Genomic DNA, 26,769 nt, shown 5'->3' with positions numbered 1-26,769 from the left:
TCCGGGGCTTTAGCTCAGCTGGGAGAGCGCCTGCATGGCATGCAGGAGGTCAGCGGTTCGATCCCGCTAAGCTCCACCAATTTTACAAGTTCAAGGTCTGGCCACACCGGCCTTGAATCGATCAGCTCTCAGCACTGATCAGTTGTATAGAAGGGTTTGTGTCCCCTTCGTCTAGTGGCCTAGGACACCGCCCTTTCACGGCGGTAACAGGGGTTCGAGTCCCCTAGGGGACGCCACGATTACCCGCTCTGCGGGATTTTATAAGGGTCATTCAATTATTGAATGGCCCTTTTGTTTGTCTGGCGTTTGGCCAAATCTCCCTTTCTCTTTCAAACTGTTCTTCAGACCAGCGGTCACATCCACGACTTGCGAAAAATTATTATGAGAATAATATTTGAGTCGTAATATTCGGAGGCAACGATGAACGATAAAAAAGCTCAAACCCGCGAACGCATCCTCAAGGCCGCCAGCTCCGCGCTGATTCAGCGTGGCCCGGCCGAACCGAGCGTGGGCGAGGTGATGGGCGCGGCGGGCCTGACGGTCGGCGGCTTCTACGCGCACTTCGAAAGCAAGGACGCCATGATGCTGGAGGCGTTCAAGCAATTGCTCGGTCACCGGCGTGACCTGATTGCCGACATGGATGCCGAGCTGACCGGCGAAGAGCGTCGTGCGTTGGTGGCGGCGTTTTATCTGTCGCGCAAGCACCGTGATTCCTCCGAGTCGGCCTGCCCGATTCCCGCGTCGGTCGGTGAGCTTGGGCGGCTGCCGGATGCCTTCCGTGTCGCGCTCAGCGAGCACATGGAATTGATGGTCGCGCAATTGGCGGCCAGCCCTGAAGAAACCGATAAAGCCTTGGCCGACATGGCCTTGATGGTGGGTGGTCTGGCTCTGGCGCGGGCGCTGGGGCCGGGAGAATTGTCCGATCGATTACTGCGTGCCGCCAAATCGGCAGTGCGTTGACCTGAAGGCTGCGGCCTGGGGAGAATGCGATGAGCACGTTGAAGTGGGTTCGTGGCGTTAATGGCACCTTGGGCTGGGTTGCACCGAAACTGGTTGCAAGCAAAATGCGACTGGCTTTCATGACGCCGCGGGATCTGCCGCCGCGTGACTGGGAATTGCCGCTGTTGGCGAAGTCCGAACGCATCACTTTGCGATTCGGTCTTTCAGCGTTGCGCTGGGGGCAAGGCCCGGCGGTTTTGCTGATGCACGGCTGGGAAGGGCGGCCGACGCAGTTCGCCAGCCTGATCACGGCGCTGGTCGATGCCGGATATTCGGTGGTCGCGCTGGACGGTCCGGCCCACGGCCGCTCACCGGGCAGTGAAGCGAATGTGGTGCTGTTCGCCCGCGCCATGCTTGAAGCCGCCGCTGAATTGCCGCCGTTGCAAGCGGTCATCGGCCACTCCATGGGCGGTGCCAGTGCCATGCTGGCCGTGCAGCTGGGCCTGCGCACCGAAACACTGGTCACCATTGGCGCCCCGGCCCGCATCCTCGGCGTGTTGCGCGGGTTTGCCCGTTATGTTGGGTTGCCACCCAAAGCCCGTTCCGCGTTCATTCGCCAGGTCGAGAAAGATGTCGGCATGCGCGCAGCGATGCTCGACGTCGCCCATTATCAACTCGACATGCCCGGCTTGATCGTCCACGCCGAAGACGACAACTTTGTCTCGGTCAAGGAGTCGCAACTGATCCACGAAGCCTGGTTTGATAGCCGCTTGCTGCGCCTGCAAGAGGGTGGTCATCAGCGGGTACTGGCCGATCCTCGGGTGATTGACGGGGTGTTATCACTGCTGGCCGGTCGCAGCCTGCAATCGCGCCAATCGGCCTGAGCATCCGTTACACTGCCCCGGTCGAAACTATCTGACCGGGAGTGGGGCATGGGCTGGGATCGGGAAACGCCATTTATCATTGATCTGCAAGTGGGCGCCGAGGACATCGATGGGTTGGGTCACGCGAACAACGCGGTGTACGTGACCTGGCTGGAGCGTTGTGCCTGGCGCCACTCCCAGCGCCTGGGCCTGGATCTGGTCGAGTACCGTCGGCTGGACCGTGCCATGGCGGTGGTGCGGCACGAGATCGATTACCTGGCGGCCGCCTACGAGGGCGACGAGTTGCAGTTGGCGACCTGGATCGTCGATTGGGACCAGCGCCTGAAGATGACCCGGCATTTCCAGCTGATCCGCCCGAGTGACAACACCACGCTATTGCGCGCACAGACCACGTTCGTTTGCATCGAGCTGTCCACGGGCAGACCCAAGCGGATGCCGGCAGAATTTATCGAGGGCTACGGCCCGGCGTTGCAAGTCCCGGCCTGACACGGCCCTGTGGCGAGGGAGCTGGCTCCCGTTAGTGCGCAGCACTCTTCATTTGCAGGGGGACCGCTTCGCGCTCCAGCGGGAGCAAGCTCCCTCGCCACAAAGGTATGCGCAAGTCTTTCGCTCGATAATCCAGTAAACTGCCGCACGTTTTTCGTTGAGTGTGTTTTTCATGCAAATTGCTTTGGCGCCCATGGAGGGGTTGGTCGACGACATCCTGCGCGACGTGCTGACCCGAGTGGGCGGCATCGATTGGTGTGTGACCGAGTTCATCCGGGTCAACGACCAGTTACTCACGCCCGCCTACTTCCACAAGTTCGGACCGGAGCTGCTCAACGGCGCGCGGACCGCCTCTGGCGTGCCGCTGCGCGTGCAGCTGCTGGGTTCCGACCCGGTGTGCCTGGCGGAAAACGCCGCGCTGGCCTGCGAGTTGGGTTCCGAGGTGATCGACCTGAACTTCGGCTGCCCGGCCAAGACCGTCAACAAGTCCCGTGGCGGTGCGGTGTTGCTCAAAGAGCCTGAACTGCTCAACCAGATCGTCGAGCACGTGCGTCGTGCCGTGCCTGCACACATTCCCGTCACCGCCAAGATGCGCCTGGGGTTCGACAGCCCGGACGGTTCGCTGGTCTGCGCCACGGCCCTGGCCGAGGGCGGTGCCGAGCACATCGTGGTGCACGCGCGAACCAAGGTTGACGGGTACAAACCGCCTGCGCACTGGGAATGGATTCCACGGGTGCAAGACGTGGTCAAGGTTCCGGTGTTCGCCAATGGTGACATCTGGAGCGTCGAAGATTGGCGCCGGTGTCGTGAAATCAGTGGCGTGGAAGACATCATGCTCGGTCGCGGCCTGGTTTCGCGCCCGGATCTCGCCCGACAGATTGCCGCTGCACGTGCCGGTGAGGAAGTGGTCGAGATGACCTGGAGCGAGCTGCTACCGCTGATTCAGGACTTCTGGCTGCAAGCCAAGGCGCAGATGACAGCGCGTCAATCCCCTGGTCGCCTGAAGCAATGGCTGGCGATGTTGACCCGTAATTATCCCGAAGCCGTAGAGCTGTTCACCGTCCTGCGACGCGAGACAGAACTGGATCAGGTCTCGCGTTTGCTGGGATTGCCGGTGGCGGAAGCGGCCTGAACAACGGTCTGTTGAGCATTGACCTGCTGCGGGTGATTCCTGAAGAGGCGAAAGCCAGGCGCATCCCGATCAACGGGACGCAAAAGCCAGCTCTGCAACACTAAGCCAGAGCAAGAAAAGGGCGCCAACGGCGCCCTTTTTTGTACCTGTTCTTTGTAGGGATCATTTCAGTAATTTCTGAAACTCTTCAACCGGCAGCGGCTGGCTGTGCAGATACCCCTGATAGAAGTGACATTCCAGCCCTTGCAGAAACTCCAGCTGCTCCGCCGTTTCCACCCCTTCGGCAATCACTTTCAAGTCCAGGCTGCGGGCCATCGCGACGATAGCGCGAATGATTTCGGCGTCGTTCGGGTCGCTGGTCGCATCGCGGATGAAAGATTGGTCGATTTTCAAGGTGTCGACCGGCAGGCGCTTGAGGTAGGTCAGCGAGGAGTACCCCGTGCCGAAGTCATCCATGGCGAAGCTCACGCCGAGTTTTTTCAGGCGGCGCATTTTGCTGATGGTGTCTTCCAGGTTCTGGATGACGATGCCTTCGGTAATTTCCAGTTTCAGTATCGAGCAGGGCAGGCCTTGGCTGGTGAGGCTGCTTTCGACGCGTTCGACAAAATCGTTCTGACGGAACTGACGGGGGCTGATGTTGACGCACAGGCTGAACCGATGCGGGTCCACCAGGTGTTTATCGACCAACTTCTTGAACGCCAGGCAGGCTTCATTGAGGATCCAGTTGCCGACCTCAAGAATCAGTCCACTGTCTTCCAGTACTTTGATGAACTCGTTGGGTGATTGCGCACCGAGTTCCGGATGAGTCCAGCGCAGCAATGCCTCGGCACCGACGATACGGTCGCCCCGGGCGTCGATCTGGGGTTGGTAATGCACACGAAATTCGCCTCGGGAAAGGGCCAAGCGCAAGTCGGTTTCCAGGCGCAGGCGTTCGCTCGCGGCCTTCTGCATGGTGTTGTGGTACATCTGCGCGGTATTACGCCCCGAGTCTTTTGCTCGATAGAGCGCGATATCGGCGCGTTTGAGCAGGTCCGTTGGTGTCGAGCCGTGATCAGGAATCAGAGCAATGCCGATACTCGGTGTCACCTGCAGGCGATGGCCGTCGAGGAACATCGGTTCGGATAGCAGTTCGCGCAGGGTGTCGGCCAGTTCCCGCACCTGATCGCTGACTGCGCTGCGCGAACCTTCGAGGCCGCTGAGCAGCACGACGAATTCATCACCGCCCAGGCGTGCGACGGTGTCTTCCATGCGCACGCTCGCCTCAAGGCGGGCGGTGATGATTTTCAACACGGTATCGCCCACCGGATGACCGAGGGAGTCGTTGATGTGCTTGAAGTGGTCGAGGTCAAGGAACATCAACGCGCCGCGCAGATTGTGGCGTTTGAGCAGGGCGATCTGTTGGCTCAGGCGATCCATCAGCAGTGCGCGGTTGGGCAGGTTGGTCAGCGGGTCGTGGTAAGCCAGGTGACGAATTTGCGCTTCGGCATTTTTCAGCAGGCTGACGTCCCGCGCGGTCAGCAACAGGCATGCGGTTTCGTTGAGGGTGATCGGCTCAACCGAGACTTCGACGGTCAGCAACTCACCGCGCTTGTTGCGTGCGAGCATTTCCCGGTGATGGACCCGGCCCTTGGTGTGCAATTCGGCCAACAAACCCGACCGCTGTTTTTCTTCGGCCCAAATCCCGACCTCATAGACCGTGCGGCCCACCACGTCCTCGGTGCGGTAACCGGTCAAGCGGCAAAAGCCGTCGTTGACCTCCAGATAGAAGCCGGTGTCGCGCTCGGTGATGGTGATGGCATCGGGGCTGGAGTGGAACGCCTTGGCGAACTTCTCTTCGCTGGCCTTGAGTGCCGCTTCCGAGCGCTGTTGCTGGGTGATGTCGCGCAATGTGGTGACGATGCAGGGCTGTTCGCCAACGCTGATCTGGCGGCTGGAAATCACGCAGGTCAGTGACTGTCCGTCCTTGTGCTGGACCTGTATCGCGACATTGCTCAGGTCTTGTTCGCGGATGACTTGTTCGATGCGTCGCAAGCTTTGGGCCGAGGCATCCCACAGGCCGATTTCATCGGCGCTGCGATCGATCACGTCGGCGGTGTTCCAGCCGAAAGTCTGGGTGAAACTGGAATTGATCTCGATGAAGTGGCCGGTGTCCTGGCGAGTGACGCAGATCGGGTCTGGGCTGACTTGAAACAGGGTGGCGAACTTCTCTTCGGAGGCCACCAGTTTCTGTTCGCGTTCAACCTGATCCGTGATGTCGAGCAGGGTGCCGGCCATGCGCAATGGCGCACCGTTTTCATCCCGATAGAGGCGGGCTCGGCTTTCCAGGTAGCGTGAACTGCCGTCCGACAGTTGCACACGATAGGTCAGTTGATAGTTGCCGGCCGGGCCTTCGCGCAGGCTGCGGTAGGCGTCGCGCATGGTGTCGCGTTCTTCGCCCGGTACCCCTTCGAAAAAATCGTCAAAGGACTCATGGAACGGTATGGCTTCCATCCCGTGCAGTTGAGCCGCGCGTGCCGAGCCATAGAGCATGCCGCTGGGAATGTGCCAATCCCAGGTGCCGAGTTGCGCCGAGTCCAGGGCCAGGTCAAGGCGTTCCTGACTGTCCTTGAGGGCGTGTTCGGCGATTTTTCGTTCGGTGGTGTCGAGGAAGGTGCTCAGCAAGTACGGCTGGCCTTCGAGTTCGACCTTCTGGGCGCTGAGGATGCCGTCGTGAATCTGCCCGTTGCTGGCGCGAAATTGCACCTCCATGCTGACCAGATCGCCTTTGGCCTTGGTGGCCTTGACCAGTTCTGCCCGCTGTTCAGGGTGCACCCATAGGCCCAGTTCCAGCGTTGTGCGGCCGATCGCATGTTGTACCGGCCAGCCGAACAGGCTTTCGAAATACTGGTTGGCTTCGGTGATCAGGCCATCTTCCTGGCGGGTCAGCAGGACCATGTTCGGACACAGATGAAACAGCGTGGCGAAGCGTTTTTCCGAGCTGCTCAGCGCGTGCTCGCGCTGGCGCTGTTGGGTGATCTCGCGGATCACACCAATCATGCGTGGCCGGCCGTGCTTGTCCGGCAACAGGCTGCCGCTGACTTCCAGCCAGTGCAAGCTGCCATCGGGCCAGCGAATCCGGTGGTGCATGGCCTGTTCCAGTGGCGCGCCGGCGATCACCGCATGGAACGCACGAATGGTTTTCGCCCGGTCTTCCGGGGGTAGCAGGTCGAGGTATTCCATGTCCGCCGGCAACGGTCGGCGGGGGTCGAAGCCGAACAACGCCTGTGTGCCTCGTGACCAACTGATCTGCCCGCGTTCAATGTCCCAATACCAGGCACCCAGGTGCGCGCCGTTAAGTGCGGCCAGCAATTGCGAGGCACTTTCCCAACTCTGCTCCGAGTTTTTAGGGTCAATCGCCTGTATACGCGGCATCGGCGGAATACGGTCAACAGATTTCGGCATTGGCAAGCCTTAGGCTGAATGGGCGTTTGGCACAGGTGTTCGCGGCTTTATAGGCTTAGCACAATTTAGCCTTGAGTCCCTGGCAGATCGAGTTGGGCGTCCAGCAGGGCCATGAAAGCCCGGGCAGCATTCGACAATGTCCGTTCGGTGTGCAGGATATAGCCTAGCTGGCGAGTGAGCTGTATGCCCGGCAAAGGTATCCTCGCCACCTGATCGTCGAGCATGGTGCGCGGTAAAACACTCCAGGCCAGGCCGATCGAGACCATCATCTTGATGGTTTCCAGGTAGTTGGTGCTCATGGCGATGTTGGGCGTCAGGCCTTGGGCTTCAAACAGGCGCTGCACGATGTGATGGGTAAAGGTGTTGCCGCCGGGGAAAACGGCGGGATGCCGGGCTATGTCCGCGAGGGTGACCTTGCCGTTGTTGAGGAGTGAGTGCTCCGGGGCAACCACGAAGTCCAGCGGGTCGTCCCATACAGGCGTGGCTTTGACCAGTGTGTGGGGTTCCGGCGCGAGGGTGATGACAGCCAGTTCAGCGCGGCCGTGGAGAATTTCCTCGTAGGCGACTTCTGAGTCGAGGAACTGAATATCCAGCGCCACCTCGGGATAGCGTCGGGTGAACTCCCTTAATAAGGGCGGCAAGCGGTGCAGGCCAATGTGGTGGCTGGTGGCCAGGGTCAGACGACCGGTCACTTCGCCCGTGAGGTTGGTCAGGGCGCGGCGCGTATCATCGAGGACATTCAGAATCTGATACGCCCGTGGCAACAGGGCGCGGCCAGCCTCGGTCAGCCCGACCTCGCGGCCCAGTCGATCGAACAGTCGCACCTTTAATTGCTGCTCCAGCCCGGCGATGCGTTTGCTGATCGCCGGTTGAGTCAGGTGCAGCCGTTCGCCCGCACCGGAGAAGCTTCCGGTCTCGGCGATGGCAATAAAGGCATTGAGATTGGCCAGGTCCATGGTTGTATTCCAGTTGGTTATCCAAAGCATAAAAAATATGAATTTGAGTTATTTAATGTAACCCCATAGGATCAGCCTCACAAGCCAAAGGGTTATTGAGACTTTCAAGGCCCGGGGCATAGAAACAAGCTGATGAGGAACCGTCTGATGGCCGGCAAAACGCTCTACGACAAGCTCTGGGATTCGCATTTGGTCAAGCAGCGCGATGATGGCTCTGCGCTGATCTACATCGATCGTCACATCATTCACGAAGTGACCTCGCCGCAAGCCTTCGAAGGCCTGCGTCTGGCCGGGCGCAAGCCATGGCGCATCGATGCCAACATCGCGACCCCGGACCACAACGTACCGACCACCCCGGAGCGCAAGGGCGGCATCGAGGCGATTGTCGACCAGGTCTCGCGTTTGCAGGTTCAGACCCTCGACGACAACTGCGATGAATACGGCATCGTCGAGTTCAAGATGAACGACATCCGCCAGGGTATCGTCCACGTTATTGGCCCTGAGCAGGGCGCGACCTTGCCGGGCATGACTGTGGTCTGCGGTGACTCCCACACCTCGACCCACGGCGCATTTGGCGCTCTGGCTCACGGTATCGGCACCTCCGAGGTCGAGCACGTGCTCGCCACTCAGTGCCTCGTCGCCAAGAAAATGAAAAACATGCTGGTGTCCGTCGAAGGTCAATTGCCGTTCGGCGTGACCGCCAAGGACATCGTCCTCGCGGTGATCGGCAAGATCGGCACCGCCGGCGGTAACGGCCATGCCATCGAATTTGCCGGCAGCGCCATTCGCGACCTGTCTGTCGAAGGCCGCATGACCATCTGCAACATGTCCATCGAGGCCGGCGCTCGCGTAGGCCTGGTGGCCGCTGACGAAAAGACCGTGGCTTACGTGAAGGGCCGTCCATTCGCCCCGAAAGGCGCGGAATGGGATTTGGCCGTCGAAGCCTGGAAGGACCTCGTCTCCGACGCTGATGCCAGGTTCGATACTGTGGTCGAGCTCGATGCGACCCAGATCAAACCGCAAGTCAGCTGGGGCACTTCGCCTGAGATGGTGTTGGCGGTAGACCAGAACGTGCCAGATCCTGCGAAGGAAATGGACCTGGTCAAGCGCGATTCCATCGTCCGCGCCTTGAAATACATGGGTTTGACCGCCAACCAGGCGATCACCGACATCCAGCTCGACCGCGTGTTCATCGGTTCCTGCACCAACTCGCGGATCGAAGATTTGCGCGCTGCGGCCGTGATCGCCAAGGGCCGCAAAGTGGCTTCGACCATCAAGCAGGCCATCGTGGTGCCGGGCTCGGGTCTGGTGAAGGCGCAGGCCGAATCGGAAGGTCTGGACAAGATTTTCCTCGAAGCCGGTTTCGAATGGCGCGAGCCGGGTTGCTCGATGTGTCTGGCGATGAACCCGGACCGTTTGGAGTCCGGCGAGCATTGCGCGTCGACCTCTAACCGTAACTTCGAAGGCCGTCAGGGCGCCGGTGGCCGTACCCACCTCGTCAGCCCGGCCATGGCCGCGGCCGCCGCTGTGAACGGTCGTTTCATTGACGTCCGTGAATTGATCTAAAGGAGCGCAGCATGAAAGCTTTTACCCAGCACACTGGACTTGTCGCGCCTTTGGATCGTGCCAACGTCGACACCGACCAGATCATCCCGAAGCAATTCTTGAAATCGATCAAGCGCACGGGTTTCGGCCCGAACCTGTTCGATGAATGGCGCTACCTCGATGTAGGGCAGCCGTATCAGGACAACTCCAAGCGCCCGTTGAACAAGGACTTCGTCCTTAATGCCGAGCGTTATCAAGGCGCCAGCGTACTGTTGGCCCGTGAAAACTTCGGTTGCGGTTCCAGCCGTGAACACGCGCCGTGGGCACTGGAAGAGTACGGTTTCCGCAGCATCATCGCGCCGAGCTACGCCGACATCTTCTTCAACAACAGCTTCAAGAACGGCTTGCTGCCGATCATCTTGAGCGACGCCGAAGTCGATGAACTGTTCCAGCAGGTCGAGGCTAATCCGGGCTATCAGTTGCAGGTCGATCTGCAAGCCCAGACCGTGACTCGCCCTGACGGCAAGGTGTTGAACTTCGAAATCGATGCGTTCCGCAAGCATTGCCTGCTCAACGGCCTGGACGATATCGGCCTGACCTTGCAGGACGGCGATGCGATTGCGACGTTTGAGGCCAAGCATCGTGCGAGCCAGCCTTGGTTGTTTCGCGACGCGTGATTTTGTGTAAGGCGTAATGACGCCATCACCGGCAAGCCAGCTCCTACAGTTGAAACGCATTCCCCTGTAGGAGCTGGCTTGCCGGCGAAGAGGCCCGCCCAGACAACACCAGGCTAAACCCCAAAAAGGAAGTCCCCATGACCAGCACCGCCCAGCACAACCAGGTAGTCCAAAAGCAATTCGGTGAACAGGCTTCGGCCTACTTGAGCAGCGCCGTTCACGCTCAAGGTACCGAGTTCGCGCTGCTACAGGCTGAGCTGGCGGGGCAGGGCGATGCCAGGATTCTGGACCTGGGCTGCGGCGCCGGTCACGTGAGTTTTCACGTTGCCTCGTTGGTGAAAGAAGTGGTGGCCTACGACCTGTCGCAGCAGATGCTCGACGTGGTGACGGCCGCTGCCATCGATCGTGGCTTGAACAATGTGTCCACGGTCAATGGTGCCGCTGAGCGTCTGCCGTTTGCCGATGGCGAATTCGATTTCGTCTTCAGCCGTTATTCGGCGCACCATTGGAGTGATCTCGGCCTGGCATTGCGCGAAGTGCGTCGGGTGTTGAAACCGGGTGGCGTCGCCGCGTTCATCGACGTGTTGTCACCGGGCAGCCCGTTGTTCGACACTTACCTGCAAAGCGTCGAAGTGCTGCGCGACACCAGCCATGTGCGCGATTATTCCGCCGGCGAGTGGTTGCGCCAGGTCAGCGAGGCGGGACTGCACACCCGCAGTACCACTCGTCAGCGCCTGCGCCTGGAGTACAGCAGCTGGGTCGAACGCATGCGCACGCCTGAAGTGATGCGCGCGGCGATCCGCGAGTTGCAGCAGTCGATGGGCAACGAAGTGCGCGAATATTTTGAGATTGAGGCTGATGGTTCGTTCAGTACCGATGTACTGGTACTGATGGCCGAGCGATAGAATTTTTCCGGGTGCGTCCATGGGCGCACCGACTGATGACATGAGGAAAGCATGAGCAAGCAGATTCTGATTCTCCCAGGTGACGGTATTGGCCCGGAAATCATGGCCGAAGCGGTCAAGGTGCTGGAGCTGGCCAGCGACAAGTTCGCCCTGGGCTTCGAGCTGAGCCACGACGTGATCGGTGGCGCTGCCATCGACAAGCACGGCGTGCCACTGGCCGACGAGACCCTGGAACGTGCCCGTGCGGCCGATGCCGTGCTGTTGGGTGCCGTTGGCGGCCCGAAATGGGATGCCATCGAACGTGACATCCGCCCTGAGCGCGGTCTGTTGAAAATCCGTGCGCAACTGGGCTTGTTCGGCAACCTGCGTCCGGCAATCCTCTACCCGCAACTGGCCGAGGCTTCCAGCCTGAAGCCGGAAATCGTTGCCGGCCTGGATATCCTGATCGTTCGTGAACTGACCGGCGGCATCTACTTCGGCGCGCCACGCGGTACCCGCACCCTCGAAAACGGCGAGCGCCAGTCCTACGACACGCTGCCGTACAGCGAAAGCGAAATTCGCCGTATCGCCCGTGTCGGTTTCGACATGGCCATGGTCCGTGGCAAGAAGCTCTGCTCGGTGGATAAAGCCAACGTGTTGGCCTCCAGCCAACTGTGGCGTGAAATTGTCGAGGAAGTGGCCAAGGATTACCCTGAAGTCGAACTGAGCCACATGTATGTCGACAACGCCGCCATGCAACTGGTGCGTGCACCGAAGCAGTTCGACGTGATCGTCACCGACAACATGTTCGGCGACATCCTGTCCGACCAGGCTTCGATGCTCACCGGTTCCATCGGCATGCTGCCATCGGCGTCCCTGGACACCAACAACAAGGGCATGTACGAGCCGTGCCACGGTTCGGCGCCGGACATCGCGGGCAAAGGCATCGCCAACCCGCTGGCGACCATTCTGTCGGTGTCGATGATGCTGCGTTACAGCTTCAATCAGCAGGCTGCAGCCGATGCCATTGAGAAAGCCGTCAGCCTGGTGCTGGATCAGGGCTTGCGCACCGGTGACATTTATTCGGCAGGTTGCACTAAAGTCGGTACGCAGGAAATGGGTGACGCAGTAGTCGCCGCGCTGCGGAATCTGTAATCTCTCGGGCCCGCTGCCAAATTCAAGACAAAGCAGCGGCCCACATTTCAAGAAGGTGTAGTTGCGATGAAACGTGTAGGTCTGATCGGTTGGCGCGGTATGGTCGGTTCCGTGCTCATGCAGCGGATGCTGGAAGAGCAGGATTTCGATCTTATCGAGCCGGTGTTTTTCACCACTTCCAATGTCGGTGGCCAAGGCCCGTCCGTGGGCAAGGACATTGCTCCGCTCAAAGACGCTTACAGCATTGAAGAGCTGAAAACCCTCGATGTGATTCTGACCTGCCAGGGTGGCGACTACACCAGCGAAGTCTTCCCGAAACTGCGTGAAGCCGGCTGGCAGGGTTACTGGATCGACGCCGCTTCCAGCCTGCGTATGCAGGATGATGCGGTGATCGTTCTGGATCCAGTGAACCGCAAGGTCATCGACCAGCAACTGGACGCGGGCACCAAGAACTACATCGGCGGCAACTGCACCGTCAGCCTGATGCTGATGGGCCTCGGTGGCCTGTTCGAAGCTGGCCTGGTGGAGTGGATGAGCGCCATGACTTATCAGGCGGCCTCCGGTGCCGGCGCGCAGAACATGCGTGAACTGATCAAGCAAATGGGCGCGACCCACGCCGCTGTCGCCGATCAACTGGCCGATCCGGCCAGCGCGATCCTCGACATTGACCGCCGTGTGGCCGAAGCCATGCGCAGCGACGCGTACCCGACCGAAAACTTCGGCGTACCACTGGCCGGCAGCCTGATCCCGTGGATCGACAAGGAATTGCCGAACGGTCAGAGCCGCGAAGAGTGGAAGGCCCAGGCCGAGACCAACAAGATTCTCGGTCGCTTCAAGAGCCCGATTCCAGTCGACGGCATCTGCGTGCGCATCGGCGCCATGCGTTGCCACAGCCAGGCTTTGACCATCAAGCTGAACAAAGACGTGCCGATCGCCGATATCGAAGGGCTGATCAGCCAGCACAACCCTTGGGTCAAGCTGGTGCCGAACAACCGCGAGACCAGCATTCAGGAACTGAGCCCGACCAAGGTCACCGGTACCCTGAACGTGCCGGTGGGTCGTCTGCGCAAGCTGAACATGGGTTCGCAGTTCATCGGTGCATTCACCGTCGGCGACCAGTTGCTGTGGGGCGCGGCCGAACCGCTGCGTCGCATGCTGCGGATCCTGCTTGAGCGTTGATCGATTGATGCAATGAAAGAACCCGCGCCTTGAAAGAGGTGCGGGTTTTTTTATGGGAGTTGTGTCGCCAGTCAGGCCGCCATCGCCAGCAAGCTGGCTCCTACAATGATGAGCTTACTCACACCTGTAGGAGCCGGCTTGCTGGCGATGGCGATCTCATCGGCGCCGCATAACCCCCTGCGGAAATTGCCTGTGTGCCACCCACCCGGTAAAGTGCCGCTCCCCCCGTTTCGCCAGAGGTAAAACCCATGAGCCAGACCATTGATATCGCCGTGATCGGCGCCACCGGTACTGTCGGCGAAACGCTCGTGCAGATTCTGGAAGAGCGCGATTTTCCAATCGGTAACCTGCACTTGCTGGCCAGCAGCGAATCCGCCGGCAGCTCAGTGCCGTTTCGTGGCAAGAACGTGCGTGTGCGCGAAGTCGATGAATTCGATTTCGGCAAAGTGCAGTTGGTATTTTTTGCCGCAGGCCCGGCGGTAACCCTGAGTTTCGCTTCGCGCGCCAGTGCTGCCGGTTGCTCGGTGATTGATCTGTCCGGAGCCTTGTCGGCCGAACAAGCGCCGCAAGTGGTGCCGGAAGCCAATCCACAGGTACTGGCCAACTTGAAAAAGCCATTCCTGGTCAGCAGCCCGAGTCCATCGGCCACCACCCTGGCGGTAGTGCTTGCACCGTTGCTGAGCTTGATGGAATTGCAACGTATCAATCTGACCGCCAGCCTCGCGGTGTCTGCCCAGGGCCGCGAAGCGGTGAGCGAGCTGGCGCGGCAAACCGCCGAACTGCTCAATGTGCGCCCGCTTGAACCGAAGTTCTTTGATCGGCAGATGGCATTCAACCTGCTGGCACAAGTCGGCAAGCCGGATGATCAGGGCCATACGCTGCTGGAAAAGCGGCTGGTACGTGAACTTCGCCAGGTCATGAACCTGCCGTCGTTGAAGATTTCTGTCACTTGCATTCAAGCCCCGGTGTTTTTTGGCGATAGCTTTAATGTGACCCTGCAGTCGGCAAGTGATATCGACCTGGCGAAGGTGAACGCAGCCCTGGAAGACGCGCCGGGTATCGAGCTGGTGGAAGCCGGCGATTATCCGACCCCGGTTGGCGATGCGGTGGGGCAGGATGTGGTCTACGTTGGTCGGGTTCGCCAGGGTATCGACGACCTGTCGGAACTTAATTTGTGGCTGACGTCAGATAACGTACGCAAAGGCGCTGCGCTCAACGCTGTGCAACTGGCTGAGTTGTTGATAAAAGACCTGCTGTAAAAGATACTTTGCTACAAATTGTCGAATGTTTCCGGGCGAGCCTATGCTTGCCCGAATGCTGACGGCAGAGCCACTCTGCGTGGCTTTGCGGAGCAACAATGAAATGACCGCGCGCGACGACCTTCGCCGTTGCGCGCAATGCCTTGCGGCAGCGACTATCAATACCTTCTCGCTGGCCGAGGAATGTTCAAACTAAGGATGAACTAATGGTTCAAGTTCGCAAACTGGTGTTAGCAATAGCGGCCGCCTCGGCGCTGTCCTCCGGTATGGCGCATGCCCTCGGGCTCGGGGAGCTGACCCTGAAATCGACGCTCAACCAGCCGCTGGTTGCGGAAATCGAGCTGCTTGATGTCAAGGACCTCACCGTTGCCGAAGTGGTGCCAAGCCTTGCTTCGCCTGACGATTTCGCCAAGGCCGGTGTCGACCGCCAGGCGTTTCTCAACGACTTGACCTTCACCCCGGTACTCAACGCCAGCGGCAAAAGCATCCTGCGCGTGACCTCCAGCAAACCACTCTCCGAGCCCATGGTGAAATTCCTGGTGCAGGTGATGTGGCCGAACGGCCGTCTGTTGCGCGATTACAGCGTGTTGCTCGATCCGTCCAAATTCTCACCACAAACCGCTGAAGCGGCTGCGCAACCGACGTCTACGGTTGCCGCGCCTGTCACCGGTGCGACCAAACCGTCCCAGCACACCACCTCGCCACGCGATACCCTCTGGGAAATTGCTGCGAAGGCGCGTAACGGCGGTTCGATCCAGCAGACCATGCTGGCCATCCAGGCCTTGAACCCGGATGCGTTCATCGATGGCAATATCAACCGCTTGAAAACCGGCCAGGTGTTGCGCCTGCCGGATCAGGCGCAGAGCACCGGTTTGCCGCAATCCAAAGCCATCGCCGAAGTGGCAGCCCAGAACACCGCATGGCGTCAGGGCCGTCGTTACGTCGCCAAGCCAGGGGCAGGGCAGCAGCAGATCGACGCCACCCATCGCGCCCGCGGTGAAGATGCTCCGAAACAGGCGGCCACCGATAAGCTGAGCCTGGTGTCTGCCGAATCCGGCAAGAACCTTGGCAAAGGTGCGGCCGGTGATGCCAAAGCCTTAAACAACAAGTTGGCGGTAACCCAGGAAAGCCTCGACACGACGCGTCGTGACAACGCTGAACTGAAAAGCCGCATGACCGATTTGCAAAGTCAGCTGGACAAGCTGCAACGCCTGATCGAGCTGAAAAACAATCAATTGGCCAAGTTGCAGGCCGAAGGGGCTGCGGGCGCACCGGCTGCCACAGCGCCAGCGATGTCGGCTGAGCTGGCTGCCGATCCCGCGGCAACGCCATCGCAGACTGCTCCAGCCCCGACGCCAGCTGTAGCTGCGCCTGAGGCGACGGCTCCAACGCAGGCACCCGTCGAAACGCCAGCAGCCACATCCGACGATCAAAAATTCAACGAACTGCTGACCAACCCATTACTGCTCGGCCTGATGGGTGGTGGCGCTGTAGTGCTTCTGCTTCTGCTGCTGTTGTTGGCTCGTCGCCGCAAAGCCCAGCAAGAAGCTGAAAAACATCTGCGCATGGCCCGTGCGCTGGCTGAAGAACAGCCGTTTTCGGCTGACCTTGATCTGCCGGAAAGCAGCTTTGAAGGTCTTGAGGTTCCATCGCCAAGTGTGAAACTGGCGACTGCACCGAAACCTGCTCCTGCGCCAGTGGTTGCACCGGTTGTGATGACCACGCCAATCGCTGCGCCGTTGGTTGCACCGTCTGCCGAGCGTTCCGATGATGTGCTGGGTCAGGCGCAATCGCACATCAACGCCGGTCGCCTGAATCAGGCCGCAGCGTTGCTGGAAGACGGCGTCAAGCAAGAGCCCCAGCGCAGCGATGTGCGCTTGAAACTGATGGAAGTCTACGGCCAGCAAGGCGACCGCGATGCGTTCGTTGCGCAGGAACGTCAGTTGGTGGCCAATGGCGACAACTACGCCCAGGTTGAAAAGCTGAAAAGCCGCTTCCCGGCGATGGTACTGGTTGCTGCCGGTGGAATCGCCGCCGCCGCGGCTACCGCCGAACTGGACGCGCAATACGTCAAGGATCTGCTGCTGGATGAGCCGCAAGCACCGGCCGCCGTTGATGACGATCTCGACAGTGCTTTCGACTTGAGCCTGGACGATCTCGAAAACGTGACACCGGCGCCGGCTGCTCCGGTCCCGGCCGAAGATGGTCTCGACAGCGCCTTCGACCTGAGTCTCGATGACTTCGAAAACATTGCTCCAGCGACACAACCTGAGCCGGATGCGACCCTGGGCGAGCTGGAAGAATTCCCGCGGGATGACGATTTGAGCTTTGAGTCGGTATTGCAGCAGCAGACCGATATCAGGGACAACCTCGACGACCTGGCAGACTTCGATCTGGATTTGGATCTGGGGGCGGAGCCAACGCCAGCCATTCTCGCTGAAGACGACTTCTTGCTGGATCTCGACGAAGGGGTGAAAGATCTGCCGTCGGTTGACGCTCCAGCGGTTGCTGAAGCACCGCTGGACGACCTGGAGCTGCCATCTGACTTTGATCTGTCACTGGCTGACGAAATGGACGCCACGGAAGCTGCAGATGCGCCGGACGCCTTTGCCGTCGAGCTGGACGACGTCAACGCCGAACTGGATCGCCTGTCCCAGAGCATCAGTGAGCCGAGCTTCACCGTGGACGATGCTCTGGCCACAGTTGACGAGGAACCCGAGTTTGACTTCCTGTCGGGTACTGATGAAGTCGCTACCAAGCTCGATCTGGCCCAGGCCTACATCGACATGGGTGACAACGACGGCGCCCGGGACATCCTCAATGAGGTGGTGACGGAAGGCGATGCCGGTCAGAAGAGCGAAGCCGAGGAAATGCTTTCGCGTCTGGTGTGAGTCAATCGTTGCAAATGAAACGGCAGCCATTGAGGCTGCCGTTTTTGTTTGTTGAGTCAAAAGATCGCAGCCTGCGACAGCTCCTACAGGGGATTGCATGCTTTTTTGTAGGAGCTGCCGCAGGCTGCGATCTTTCGATCTTCAGTCGACCAACTCTGGCATCCCCGCCCGAGCGCCTTATAATGCCCACCTTTGCGTCAATCAGCAGGCTGTCACTCCTTGGCAAATATAGATAATCCGGCCGCCGAAATGGCGGCCGACGGCTTTTTCCGGGTCGCGTTGGGCGTGGAATACAAAGGCTCGCGGTATCGTGGCTGGCAGCGTCAGGCCTCTGGCGTGCTCACCGTGCAGGAAACCCTCGAAAACGCCTTGTCCAAAGTCGCCGACTCCCCGGTGTCGCTGCTTTGTGCCGGTCGTACGGATGCCGGAGTGCACGCCTGCGGACAAGTGGTGCATTTCGATACGCAGGTCGAGCGCTCGATGAAGGCCTGGGTCATGGGCGCCAATATCAATTTGCCCCACGACGTCAGCGTCAGTTGGGCCAAGGTTATGCCGCCGCACTTCCATGCGCGGTTCAAGGCGATCGCCCGGCGCTATCGCTACGTGATTTACAACGATCAGATTCGTCCCGCGCATCTGAATGAAGAAATCACCTGGAACCACCGTCCGCTGGACGTCGAACGCATGGCCGAAGCGGCTCAGTATTTAGTCGGCACCCATGATTTCAGCGCTTTTCGCGCCGGTCAGTGTCAGGCCAAGTCGCCGATCAAGGAGCTTCATCACCTGCGCGTCACGCGCCACGGCAAGATGATCGTGCTGGATATTCGTGCCAGCGCGTTCCTTCACCACATGGTGCGCAACATTGCCGGCGTGCTGATGACGATTGGCGCCGGCGAGCGTCCGGTGGAGTGGATGAAAGAAGTGCTGGAAAGTCGTATACGCCGTTCCGGCGGGGTGACGGCGCATCCGTTTGGTCTTTACCTGGTGCAGGTCGAGTATCGCGACGAATTCGAGTTGCCCGAGCGTTACATCGGTCCACACTTCTTGACCGGTTTCTCGGAACTTGACGGCTGACGCCCTCGAACGCTTTTGCTACCATCCGGGACTTTCCCGGATTTGTCTTGGAGTTGTGCCGACATGTCAGCCGTTCGCAGCAAGATTTGTGGGATTACCCGCATAGAAGATGCGTTGGCAGCCGTCGAGGCCGGGGCGGATGCCATTGGATTCGTGTTCTATGCCAAGAGCCCCCGGGCAGTGACGTTCCAGCAGGCGCGCTCGATCATCCAGGCGCTGCCGCCGTTCGTGACCACTGTCGGTTTGTTCGTAAATGCCAGCCGTTGCGAATTGGGGGAAATCCTCGATGCGGTGCCGTTGGGCCTGCTGCAGTTTCATGGCGATGAAGTCGCCGCGGACTGCGAAAGCTGGCACCGACCCTACATCAAGGCGCTGCGGGTCAAGGCCGGTGATGACATTGCGGCAGCCTGTAATGCTTACCCGAGTGCCAGCGGAATTTTGCTCGATGCCTATGTCGAAGGCATTCCCGGGGGAACCGGTGAAGCGTTCGACTGGTCTTTGATACCGCAAGGCCTGAGTAAGCCGATTATCCTGGCCGGTGGCCTTACGCCCGATAACGTCGCAGAAGCCGTGGCGCGGGTTCGGCCCTATGCCGTGGACGTCAGCGGCGGGGTAGAGGCAAGCAAAGGCATCAAGGATCATGCAAAGATTCGCGCCTTCATCAAGGCAGCCGTAGGAGCTGTCTCGTGAAACGAGGCTGCGATTTGTCGATGTGACGGCTGGCACACTGCCGCCGTCTTTAACTGCACTTGCACAAAGCAGGCAAGGCTGAGGGTTTTCGGGGTTGCACGCAGGTCATGTTTCGCGCTGACCGTGGCGACCCTTCGATCATCGCCGTACACATGAATTTAGCTCAAGGGCATACACGGGGTTGCGAACCAGAGCGTTCGGGCCACCGGTACTGGAGAAAGAAAGCATGAGCAACTGGTTAGTAGACAAACTGATCCCTTCGATCATGCGTTCCGAGGTCAAGAAGAGCTCGGTGCCTGAAGGTCTTTGGCACAAATGCCCGTCTTGCGAGGCGGTGCTGTATCGTCCCGAGTTGGAAAAGACCCTGGATGTTTGCCCCAAGTGCAACCATCACATGCGTATCGGCGCCCGCGCCCGTATCGACATCTTCCTCGACGTCGAAGGCCGTGCCGAGCTGGGTGCGGACCTGGAGCCGGTTGACCGCCTGAAATTCCGCGACGGCAAGAAGTACAAGGATCGCCTGACCGCTGCACAAAAGCAGACGGGCGAAAAAGACGCCCTGGTCTCCATGAGCGGTACCTTGCTGGGTATGCCGGTTGTGGTCTCGGCGTTCGAGTTCTCCTTCATGGGTGGTTCGATGGGCGCCATCGTCGGTGAGCGTTTTGTTCGCGCCGCCAACTACGCCCTGGAAAAACGCTGCCCGATGATCTGCTTCGCCGCTTCCGGTGGTGCGCGAATGCAGGAAGCGCTGATTTCCTTGATGCAAATGGCCAAGACCTCCGCGGTGCTGGCGCGTCTGCGTGAAGAGGGCATCCCGTTCATCTCCGTGCTGACCGATCCGGTCTACGGCGGTGTTTCCGCCAGTCTGGCGATGCTGGGCGACGTGATTGTCGGTGAGCCGAAGGCGCTGATCGGTTTTGCCGGTCCGCGTGTTATCGAGCAGACCGTTCGCGAAAAACTGCCGGAAGGCTTCCAGCGCAGCGAGTTCCTGCTGGAGCACGGTGCCATCGACATGATCGTTCACCGTCAGGAGCTGCGTCCGCGTCTGGGCAATCTGCTGGCGCAAATGATGGGCCTGCCGACGCCGACATTCGTCGCTGCACCTATTGAGCCGATCGTGGTTCCACCGGTACCTGCCAACGTATGACCGAGCGCACCCTTGGCGAATGGCTCGCCTACCTTGAGCAGTTGCACCCTTCGGCCATCGACATGGGCCTGGAGCGTTCGCAACAGGTAGCGTCCCGCATGGGACTGGGCAAGCCGGCGCCTCGGGTGATCACCGTCACCGGCACCAACGGCAAGGGTTCTACCTGTGCCTTCGTGGCGTCATTGCTGCGGGCGCAGGGCCTGAAAGTCGGGGTGTACAACTCTCCGCACCTGCTGCGATACAACGAGCGGGTGCAGGTTGATGGCGTCGAAGCCACTGACGCGCAGCTGTGTGAAGCCTTTGCTGCGGTGGAAGCGGGTCGCGGCGAAACCTCCCTGACTTATTTCGAGATGGGCACGCTCGCGGCATTCTGGCTGTTTCAACAGTCAGCGCTCGATGCAGTGGTGCTGGAGGTCGGTCTGGGCGGGCGTCTGGACACGGTCAACGTGGTGGATGCCGACATTGCGCTGGTCACCAGTATCGGCGTCGATCATGCGGATTATCTGGGTGATACCCGCGAATCCGTGGCCTTCGAAAAGGCCGGCATTTTCCGCCAGGGCGCGCCTGCACTCTGTGGTGACCTGAATCCCCCTCAACCCCTGCTGGATAAAGCGCGCGAGCTCAGCTGCCCGTTTTTCCTGCGTGGGCGTGATTTTGATCTGGGTGTCACCGATCACAACTGGCAATGGCGCGGTCTTGATGCTCAAGGTCGTGTGGTTGAGTTGCACGATCTGCCGTTGCTCGACTTGCCGATGGAGAATGCCGCGCTGGCTCTGCAGGCTTACCTGTTGCTCGGTTTGCCTTGGGTGGATGCGCAGATTGTCAAGGCGCTGCAAGCGACGCGTGTCGTTGGTCGTCTGGACCGTCGTGAGATCGACTGGCAGGGTAAACGCCTGAATTTGTTGCTGGATGTAGGGCATAACCCCCATGCGGCGGAGTATCTGGCCCGTCGTCTGGCGAGTCGTCCTCCGGTTGGCAAGCGCCTGGCGGTGTTCGGGCTGCTGGCGGACAAGGATCTGGATGGTGTTGTCGGTGAGTTGAGTGCTAGTGTCCAGCACTGGGCCGTTGCGCCGCTGGATTCTCCGCGCGCTCGGCCGGTTGCTGAGTTGCAGGGCGCGTTACAGAGCCTTGGCGCGTCGGTAACGTGTTACGACAGTGTGGCCGCCGCCCTGGAAGGGCAGTGCGCGCAAGCAACGAACGACGATGAAATCCTGTTGTTCGGATCATTTTATTGTGTCGCCGAGGCCCTTGAATGGCTGGCCCGGCGCTCCACGGAGGAAGCGGCAAATGGCATTGCTGGATAAAGCATACAAACAGCGTATGGTCGGCGCCCTGGTGCTGGTAGCGCTGGCGGTGATTTTTCTGCCCATGCTGTTTTCCCGTCAGGATGAACAGCGTTCGGTGACGGTTGACGCTCCGTCGGCACCACAGGCTCCGGCGATGCCCCAGGTACAAGTGGAGCCAGTGGTGGTGCCTGAGCCGCAAGCATTGCCTCAAGAGCCGGTGCCTAGCGATGACGAAATCGCTCAGCAGGAAACGCCTGTTGTGCCGGCTGTACCGAGTGCGCCAGTGGCGCCGGTTCCCGCGGTCAAATCGGCAGCGCCTGCGCTGGCCCCGAATCCAGCGTTGGCCGCCAAGCCTGCTACTGCGCCTGCTCAGCCGATCACCACGGCACCGAGCAAACCAGACACCACACAAAGCCGCGTCGATGCCAATGGGCTGTCGGTCAGCTGGTCGGTGCAACTGGCCAGCCTGTCCAGTCGTGAAAGCGCGGAAAAACTGCAAAAGTCCCTGCGTAGCCAGGGTTACAACGCCTACATTCGTGCTGCTGACGGCAAAAACCGGGTGTTTGTCGGGCCGTTGATCGAGCGCGCCGAAGCGGATCGCCTGCGTGACTTGCTCAGCCGTCAACAGAACCTCAAGGGGTTCGTCGTGCGCTTTCAGCCAGAGCGCGGTTAAAACTATCGCTCCTATTTGAAATGCACTGACAATCGCAGCTTACCGATAAGCATGGGCTCTGCTAAAATGCGCCGCCTTATCCGTCTGTAGGCTGCACTGTGCCATTTACCTGGGTTGACTGGGCGATCGTTGCTATCGTCGCCATCTCCGCATTGATCAGTCTGAGCCGCGGCTTCGTCAAAGAAGCTTTGTCGCTGGTGACCTGGATCATCGCAGGAGTCGTTGCCTGGATGTTTGGTGGCTCATTGTCCGAGTACCTCGCCGGATACATCGAAACGCCATCGGCTCGTACAATCACGGGCTGTGCCATCATGTTTGTCGCCACGTTAATCGTAGGCGCAATGATCAATTATCTTATCGGCGAATTGGTACGCGTCACCGGGCTTTCCGGGACCGACCGATTCCTCGGCATGGCCTTCGGCGCCGCACGCGGTGTGTTGCTGGTGGTTATTGCTGTCGGGCTGTTGAGCCTGGGGCCGGTACAGCAGGACGGGTGGTGGAAAGAATCACAGCTCGTGCCAAAATTTCTATTGGTCGCCGACTGGTCCAAAAACCTGATTCTCGGGTGGAGCAGTCAGTGGCTTGCCAGCGGTATCAGCGTACCCGCTGAAATACCGTTCAAGGAACACCTCTTGCCGATGGCCAAAACGCCTCAGTGAGCAGTGTTCAGTTCAGATCCATTAAGTAGGGGTTGCGTCGCATGTGTGGCATCGTCGGTATCGTCGGTAAGTCGAACGTCAATCAGGCGCTGTATGACGCGCTAACCGTGCTCCAGCACCGCGGCCAGGACGCTGCCGGTATCGTGACCAGCCATGATGGCCGGTTATTCCTGCGCAAGGACAACGGCCTGGTGCGTGATGTGTTCCAGCAGCGTCACATGCAGCGTCTGGTTGGCCACATGGGCATTGGCCATGTGCGCTACCCGACCGCGGGCAGCTCGACTTCGGCCGAAGCGCAACCGTTTTACGTCAACTCGCCTTACGGCATCACCTTGGCGCACAACGGTAACCTGACCAACGTTGAACAACTGGCCAAGGAGATTTACGAATCTGACCTGCGCCATGTCAACACCAACTCCGACTCGGAAGTGCTGCTCAACGTGTTCGCGCACGAACTGGCCCAGCGCGGCAAGTTGCAGCCAACCGAAGAAGACGTTTTTGCTGCCGTCACTGATGTGCACAACCGTTGCGTCGGTGGTTATGCCGTTGTAGCGATGATCACCGGCTACGGCATCGTCGGTTTCCGCGATCCGCACGGCATCCGTCCGATCGTATTCGGCCAGCGTCACACCGACGAAGGCGTCGAGTACATGATCGCTTCGGAAAGCGTTTCCCTGGACGTGCTCGGTTTTACCCTGATTCGCGACCTGGCACCGGGCGAAGCGGTCTACATCACTGAAGAGGGCAAGCTCTACACCCGTCAGTGCGCGACCAACCCGTCCCTGACGCCGTGCATCTTTGAGCACGTCTACCTGGCGCGTCCGGACTCGATCATCGACGGCGTGTCGGTCTACAAGGCTCGTCTGCGCATGGGTGAGAAACTCGCCGAGAAGATCCTGCGCGAGCGTCCGGAGCACGACATCGATGTGGTCATCCCGATCCCGGACACCAGCCGCACCGCGGCCCTGGAGCTGGCGAACCACTTGGGCGTGAAATTCCGCGAAGGCTTCGTGAAGAACCGCTACATCGGCCGGACCTTCATCATGCCGGGCCAGGCAGCACGGAAAAAATCCGTACGCCAGAAACTCAACGCCATCGAGTTGGAATTCCGCGGCAAGAACGTGATGCTGGTGGACGACTCCATTGTTCGCGGTACTACTTGCAAGCAGATCATCCAGATGGCCCGCGAAGCCGGCGCCAAGAACGTTTACTTCTGCTCCGCGGCCCCGGCTGTTCGCTACCCGAACGTCTACGGCATCGACATGCCGAGCGCTCACGAGCTGATCGCCCACAACCGTACCACTCAGGACGTGGCCGACCTGATCGGCGCCGACTGGCTGATCTATCAGGACTTGCCTGACTTGATCGAAGCGGTCGGTGGCGGCAAGATCAAGATCGACAAGTTCGATTGTGCGGTGTTCGACGGCCATTACGTCACCGGTGACGTCGACGAGGCTTACCTGAACAAGATCGAGCAGGCACGCAACGATGCCTCCAAGGTCAAGACGCAGGCAGTCAGTGCGATCATCGATCTGTACAACAACTGAGTAATTACCGGCCCTGAGGGGCCGGTTTTGTATCTGGCTTTTAAACTACGAGAATAGGGAAAGGAGTGACAGCATGAGTCAGGATTGGGATGCCGGTCGGTTGGACAGCGACCTCGAAGGCGTAGCGTTCGATACCCTGGCCGTACGTGCCGGTCAGCACCGCACGCCGGAAGGCGAACACGGTGATCCGATGTTCTTCACCTCCAGCTACGTATTCCGTACCGCCGCCGACGCCGCTGCGCGTTTCGCTGGCGAAGTGCCGGGTAACGTTTACTCGCGCTACACCAACCCGACCGTGCGCGCCTTTGAAGAGCGCATTGCCGCGCTGGAAAGCGCCGAGCAGGCCGTGGCCACCGCGACCGGCATGGCCGCGATCATGGCGGTGGTGATGAGTCTGTGCAGCGCTGGCGATCACGTGCTGGTGTCGCGTAGCGTGTTCGGGTCGACCATCAGCCTGTTCGAGAAGTACTTCAAGCGTTTCGGCATCGAAGTCGATTACGTAGCCCTGGCGGACTTGTCCGGTTGGGACGCGGCGATCAAATCCAATACCAAATTGCTGTTCGTCGAGTCGCCGTCCAATCCACTGGCTGAATTGGTGGACATCGCGGAACTGTCGAAAATCGCTCACGCCAAAGGCGCGATGCTGGTGGTCGACAACTGTTTCTGCACGCCGGCATTGCAGCAGCCGCTGAAAATGGGCGCAGACATCGTCGTGCACTCGGCCACCAAGTTCATCGACGGTCAGGGCCGTTGCATGGGGGGCGTCGTTGCAGGTCGTGGCGAACAGATGAAAGAGGTGGTCGGCTTCCTGCGCACTGCCGGGCCAACGCTTAGCCCGTTCAACGCCTGGATCTTCCTCAAGGGCCTGGAAACGTTGAACCTGCGGATGAAGGCGCATTGCGCCAACGCCCAGCAACTGGCCGAGTGGCTGGAGCAGCAGGACGGTATCGAGAAAGTCCATTACGCCGGGCTCAAGAGCCATCCGCAGCACGAGTTGGCCTTGCGCCAGCAGAAGGGTTTCGGGGCGGTGGTGAGTTTCGAGGTCAAGGGTGGCAAAGAGGGCGCCTGGCGCTTTATCGACGCCACGCGACTGATTTCGATCACCGCCAACCTGGGCGATAGCAAAACCACCATCACGCACCCGAGCACAACTTCGCACGGACGTCTGGCGCCGCAAGAGCGTGAAGCAGCCGGTATTCGTGACAGTCTGATTCGCGTTGCTGTCGGCCTCGAAGACGTGGCCGATCTGCAAGCCGATCTGGCACGCGGTCTGGCTGCGCTGTGATCGAGTTGTCCACGCCGTCCGCTGGCTCCAATGGTCGTGTCGCACTGGTAACCGGTGCGGCGCGAGGTATTGGCTTGGGGATTGCCGCCTGGCTGATCAGCGAAGGCTGGCAAGTCGTATTGACGGACCTGGACCGCGAGCGCGGGTCGAAAGTGGCGAAGGTCCTGGGTGATAGCGCCTGGTTCATTGCCATGGATGTCTCGAACGAAGGGCAGGTGGCACTCGGTGTTGCCGAGGTGTTGGGCCAATTCGGGCGTCTTGATGCGCTGGTCTGTAACGCCGCGGTTGCGGATCCGCACAACATCACTCTGGAAAGCCTTGATCTGGCCTACTGGAATCGTGTGCTGGCGGTAAACCTCAGTGGGCCGATGTTGTTGGCCAAGCACTGTGCGCCGTACCTGCGCGCTCACAGCGGGGCGATCGTCAATCTGGCTTCGACCCGTGCCGGGCAGTCGGAGCCTGACACAGAGGCTTACGCGGCGAGCAAGGGCGGCCTGCTGGCCCTGACTCACGCGCTCGCAATCAGCCTGGGCCCGGAGATTCGGGTCAACGCCGTCAGCCCTGGCTGGATCGATGCGCGCGACCCTTCGGCACGCCGTGCCGAACCACTGACTGATGCCGATCATGCCCAGCATCCGGCGGGCAGGGTGGGGACGGTTGAGGATGTGGCGGCGATGGTGGCGTGGCTGTTGTCCAGGAACGCAGGGTTCGTTACGGGCCAGGAGTTTGTGGTCGACGGCGGTATGACCAAGAAAATGATCTACAGCGAGTGACGCTGGCGGATCTGATCAACCGTAATTGGATGGACTCGCCCACGCCGAGGCGTCAATGCGCCACGGTGGCAGTCTAAGAAGCCAACGGCAGCGAGGGCGAGTCCATGAAAAAGAATACGACGCTTAAACAGTCCCTGTCTTCAACCGATGTGTCGGCCTGTACGACAGTGGCGGTCGATCTTGCCAAGCAGGTCTTTCAGGTCGCAG

Annotated in this window: 22 protein-coding genes, 2 tRNA genes and 1 pseudogene; 23 read left to right on the top strand and 2 right to left on the bottom strand. The window is 60.0% G+C overall.

Annotated elements, in window-relative coordinates:
• The first annotated feature begins 3 nt into the window (after window positions 1–3).
• From CKW19_RS25585 to CKW19_RS25555, 7 genes and pseudogenes are all read left to right on the top strand, one after another.
• Window positions 4–79 (top strand) — tRNA-Ala (locus tag CKW19_RS25585).
• Window positions 80–160: 81 nt separating this feature from the next.
• Window positions 161–236 (top strand) — tRNA-Glu (locus tag CKW19_RS25580).
• A gap of 184 nt (window positions 237–420) precedes the next feature.
• Window positions 421–960, top strand: a complete 540-nt coding sequence (locus CKW19_RS25575) for a TetR/AcrR family transcriptional regulator (RefSeq protein WP_095060943.1) — start codon at window positions 421–423, stop codon at window positions 958–960.
• Between the two features lie 29 nt (window positions 961–989).
• Window positions 990–1,823, top strand: coding sequence for an alpha/beta fold hydrolase (locus tag CKW19_RS25570; RefSeq protein ID WP_095060941.1), 834 nt, complete (start codon window positions 990–992; stop codon window positions 1,821–1,823).
• Between the two features lie 48 nt (window positions 1,824–1,871).
• Complete coding sequence (locus tag CKW19_RS25565; protein ID WP_095060931.1) at window positions 1,872–2,309, top strand: thioesterase family protein; 438 nt, start codon at window positions 1,872–1,874, stop codon at window positions 2,307–2,309.
• Between the two features lie 172 nt (window positions 2,310–2,481).
• On the top strand, window positions 2,482–3,441 hold the full coding sequence (locus CKW19_RS25560; RefSeq protein WP_095060929.1) for a tRNA-dihydrouridine synthase: 960 nt from the start codon (window positions 2,482–2,484) through the stop codon (window positions 3,439–3,441).
• A pseudogene (locus CKW19_RS25555) lies at window positions 3,438–3,545 on the top strand (heat-shock protein); the annotation flags it as partial. The gene CKW19_RS25560 and the pseudogene CKW19_RS25555, both read left to right, overlap by 4 nt.
• A 58-nt stretch (window positions 3,546–3,603) precedes the next feature.
• Here CKW19_RS25555 and CKW19_RS25550 read toward each other — a convergent pair.
• Both CKW19_RS25550 and CKW19_RS25545 read right to left on the bottom strand, forming a co-directional pair.
• The gene (locus tag CKW19_RS25550; RefSeq protein ID WP_095060927.1) at window positions 3,604–6,882 is read right to left on the bottom strand and encodes an EAL domain-containing protein; all 3,279 of its coding nucleotides are present in this window, start codon (window positions 6,880–6,882) and stop codon (window positions 3,604–3,606) included.
• Window positions 6,883–6,947: 65 nt separating this feature from the next.
• Entirely contained in the window at window positions 6,948–7,838 is an 891-nt protein-coding gene (locus tag CKW19_RS25545) for a LysR family transcriptional regulator (RefSeq protein WP_095060925.1), read from the bottom strand.
• A 147-nt stretch (window positions 7,839–7,985) separates the two neighbouring features.
• On the opposite strand from CKW19_RS25545, the gene leuC reads away from it, so the two are divergent.
• From leuC to CKW19_RS25465, 16 genes are all read left to right on the top strand, one after another.
• Entirely contained in the window at window positions 7,986–9,404 is a 1,419-nt protein-coding gene (gene leuC / locus CKW19_RS25540; protein WP_095060923.1) for a 3-isopropylmalate dehydratase large subunit, read from the top strand.
• 11 nt (window positions 9,405–9,415) lie between these two features.
• Entirely contained in the window at window positions 9,416–10,060 is a 645-nt protein-coding gene (leuD, locus tag CKW19_RS25535; RefSeq protein WP_053157879.1) for a 3-isopropylmalate dehydratase small subunit, read from the top strand.
• A gap of 137 nt (window positions 10,061–10,197) precedes the next feature.
• Window positions 10,198–10,965: a class I SAM-dependent methyltransferase gene (locus CKW19_RS25530; protein ID WP_095060921.1), complete on the top strand. Its 768-nt coding sequence runs from the start codon at window positions 10,198–10,200 to the stop codon at window positions 10,963–10,965.
• 51 nt (window positions 10,966–11,016) lie between these two features.
• Window positions 11,017–12,099: a 3-isopropylmalate dehydrogenase gene (gene leuB / locus CKW19_RS25525; RefSeq protein ID WP_095060919.1), complete on the top strand. Its 1,083-nt coding sequence runs from the start codon at window positions 11,017–11,019 to the stop codon at window positions 12,097–12,099.
• A 66-nt stretch (window positions 12,100–12,165) separates the two neighbouring features.
• Window positions 12,166–13,278, top strand: coding sequence for an aspartate-semialdehyde dehydrogenase (gene asd, locus CKW19_RS25520; protein WP_095060917.1), 1,113 nt, complete (start codon window positions 12,166–12,168; stop codon window positions 13,276–13,278).
• 248 nt (window positions 13,279–13,526) lie between these two features.
• Window positions 13,527–14,537 (top strand): aspartate-semialdehyde dehydrogenase, encoded by a 1,011-nt coding sequence (locus CKW19_RS25515; RefSeq protein WP_095060905.1) that lies wholly within the window; start codon window positions 13,527–13,529, stop codon window positions 14,535–14,537.
• A gap of 206 nt (window positions 14,538–14,743) precedes the next feature.
• On the top strand, window positions 14,744–17,428 hold the full coding sequence (locus CKW19_RS25510) for a FimV/HubP family polar landmark protein (protein WP_095060903.1): 2,685 nt from the start codon (window positions 14,744–14,746) through the stop codon (window positions 17,426–17,428).
• A gap of 249 nt (window positions 17,429–17,677) precedes the next feature.
• The gene (truA, locus tag CKW19_RS25505; protein ID WP_095060901.1) at window positions 17,678–18,502 is read left to right on the top strand and encodes a tRNA pseudouridine(38-40) synthase TruA; all 825 of its coding nucleotides are present in this window, start codon (window positions 17,678–17,680) and stop codon (window positions 18,500–18,502) included.
• Window positions 18,503–18,565: 63 nt separating this feature from the next.
• Entirely contained in the window at window positions 18,566–19,192 is a 627-nt protein-coding gene (locus CKW19_RS25500; protein WP_095060899.1) for a phosphoribosylanthranilate isomerase, read from the top strand.
• Window positions 19,193–19,418: 226 nt separating this feature from the next.
• Entirely contained in the window at window positions 19,419–20,339 is a 921-nt protein-coding gene (accD, locus tag CKW19_RS25495; protein ID WP_095060897.1) for an acetyl-CoA carboxylase, carboxyltransferase subunit beta, read from the top strand.
• Window positions 20,336–21,643: a bifunctional tetrahydrofolate synthase/dihydrofolate synthase gene (gene folC / locus CKW19_RS25490; RefSeq protein WP_095060895.1), complete on the top strand. Its 1,308-nt coding sequence runs from the start codon at window positions 20,336–20,338 to the stop codon at window positions 21,641–21,643. Before accD ends, folC begins: the two co-directional genes overlap by 4 nt.
• Window positions 21,627–22,298: an SPOR domain-containing protein gene (locus tag CKW19_RS25485; RefSeq protein ID WP_095060893.1), complete on the top strand. Its 672-nt coding sequence runs from the start codon at window positions 21,627–21,629 to the stop codon at window positions 22,296–22,298. The genes folC and CKW19_RS25485 overlap by 17 nt, the downstream gene beginning before the upstream one ends.
• Before the next feature lie 98 nt (window positions 22,299–22,396).
• Window positions 22,397–22,957 carry a CvpA family protein gene (locus CKW19_RS25480; RefSeq protein WP_095060891.1) on the top strand — a complete coding sequence of 187 codons (561 nt, stop codon included), beginning with the start codon at window positions 22,397–22,399 and terminating at the stop codon, window positions 22,955–22,957.
• Window positions 22,958–22,998: 41 nt separating this feature from the next.
• Complete coding sequence (gene purF, locus CKW19_RS25475; protein WP_095060889.1) at window positions 22,999–24,504, top strand: amidophosphoribosyltransferase; 1,506 nt, start codon at window positions 22,999–23,001, stop codon at window positions 24,502–24,504.
• Between the two features lie 73 nt (window positions 24,505–24,577).
• Window positions 24,578–25,789 (top strand): O-succinylhomoserine sulfhydrylase, encoded by a 1,212-nt coding sequence (locus CKW19_RS25470; protein ID WP_095060887.1) that lies wholly within the window; start codon window positions 24,578–24,580, stop codon window positions 25,787–25,789.
• Window positions 25,786–26,562, top strand: a complete 777-nt coding sequence (locus CKW19_RS25465; protein WP_095060885.1) for an SDR family oxidoreductase — start codon at window positions 25,786–25,788, stop codon at window positions 26,560–26,562. The genes CKW19_RS25470 and CKW19_RS25465 overlap by 4 nt, the downstream gene beginning before the upstream one ends.
• Window positions 26,563–26,769: the final 207 nt, after the last annotated feature.

This window comes from Pseudomonas sp. Irchel s3f7 (genome assembly GCF_900187615.1).
GTDB lineage: Bacteria > Pseudomonadota > Gammaproteobacteria > Pseudomonadales > Pseudomonadaceae > Aquipseudomonas.
Note: the sequence above shows the minus strand (reverse complement) of the source record. Positions and strands in the feature narration are given on the sequence as shown.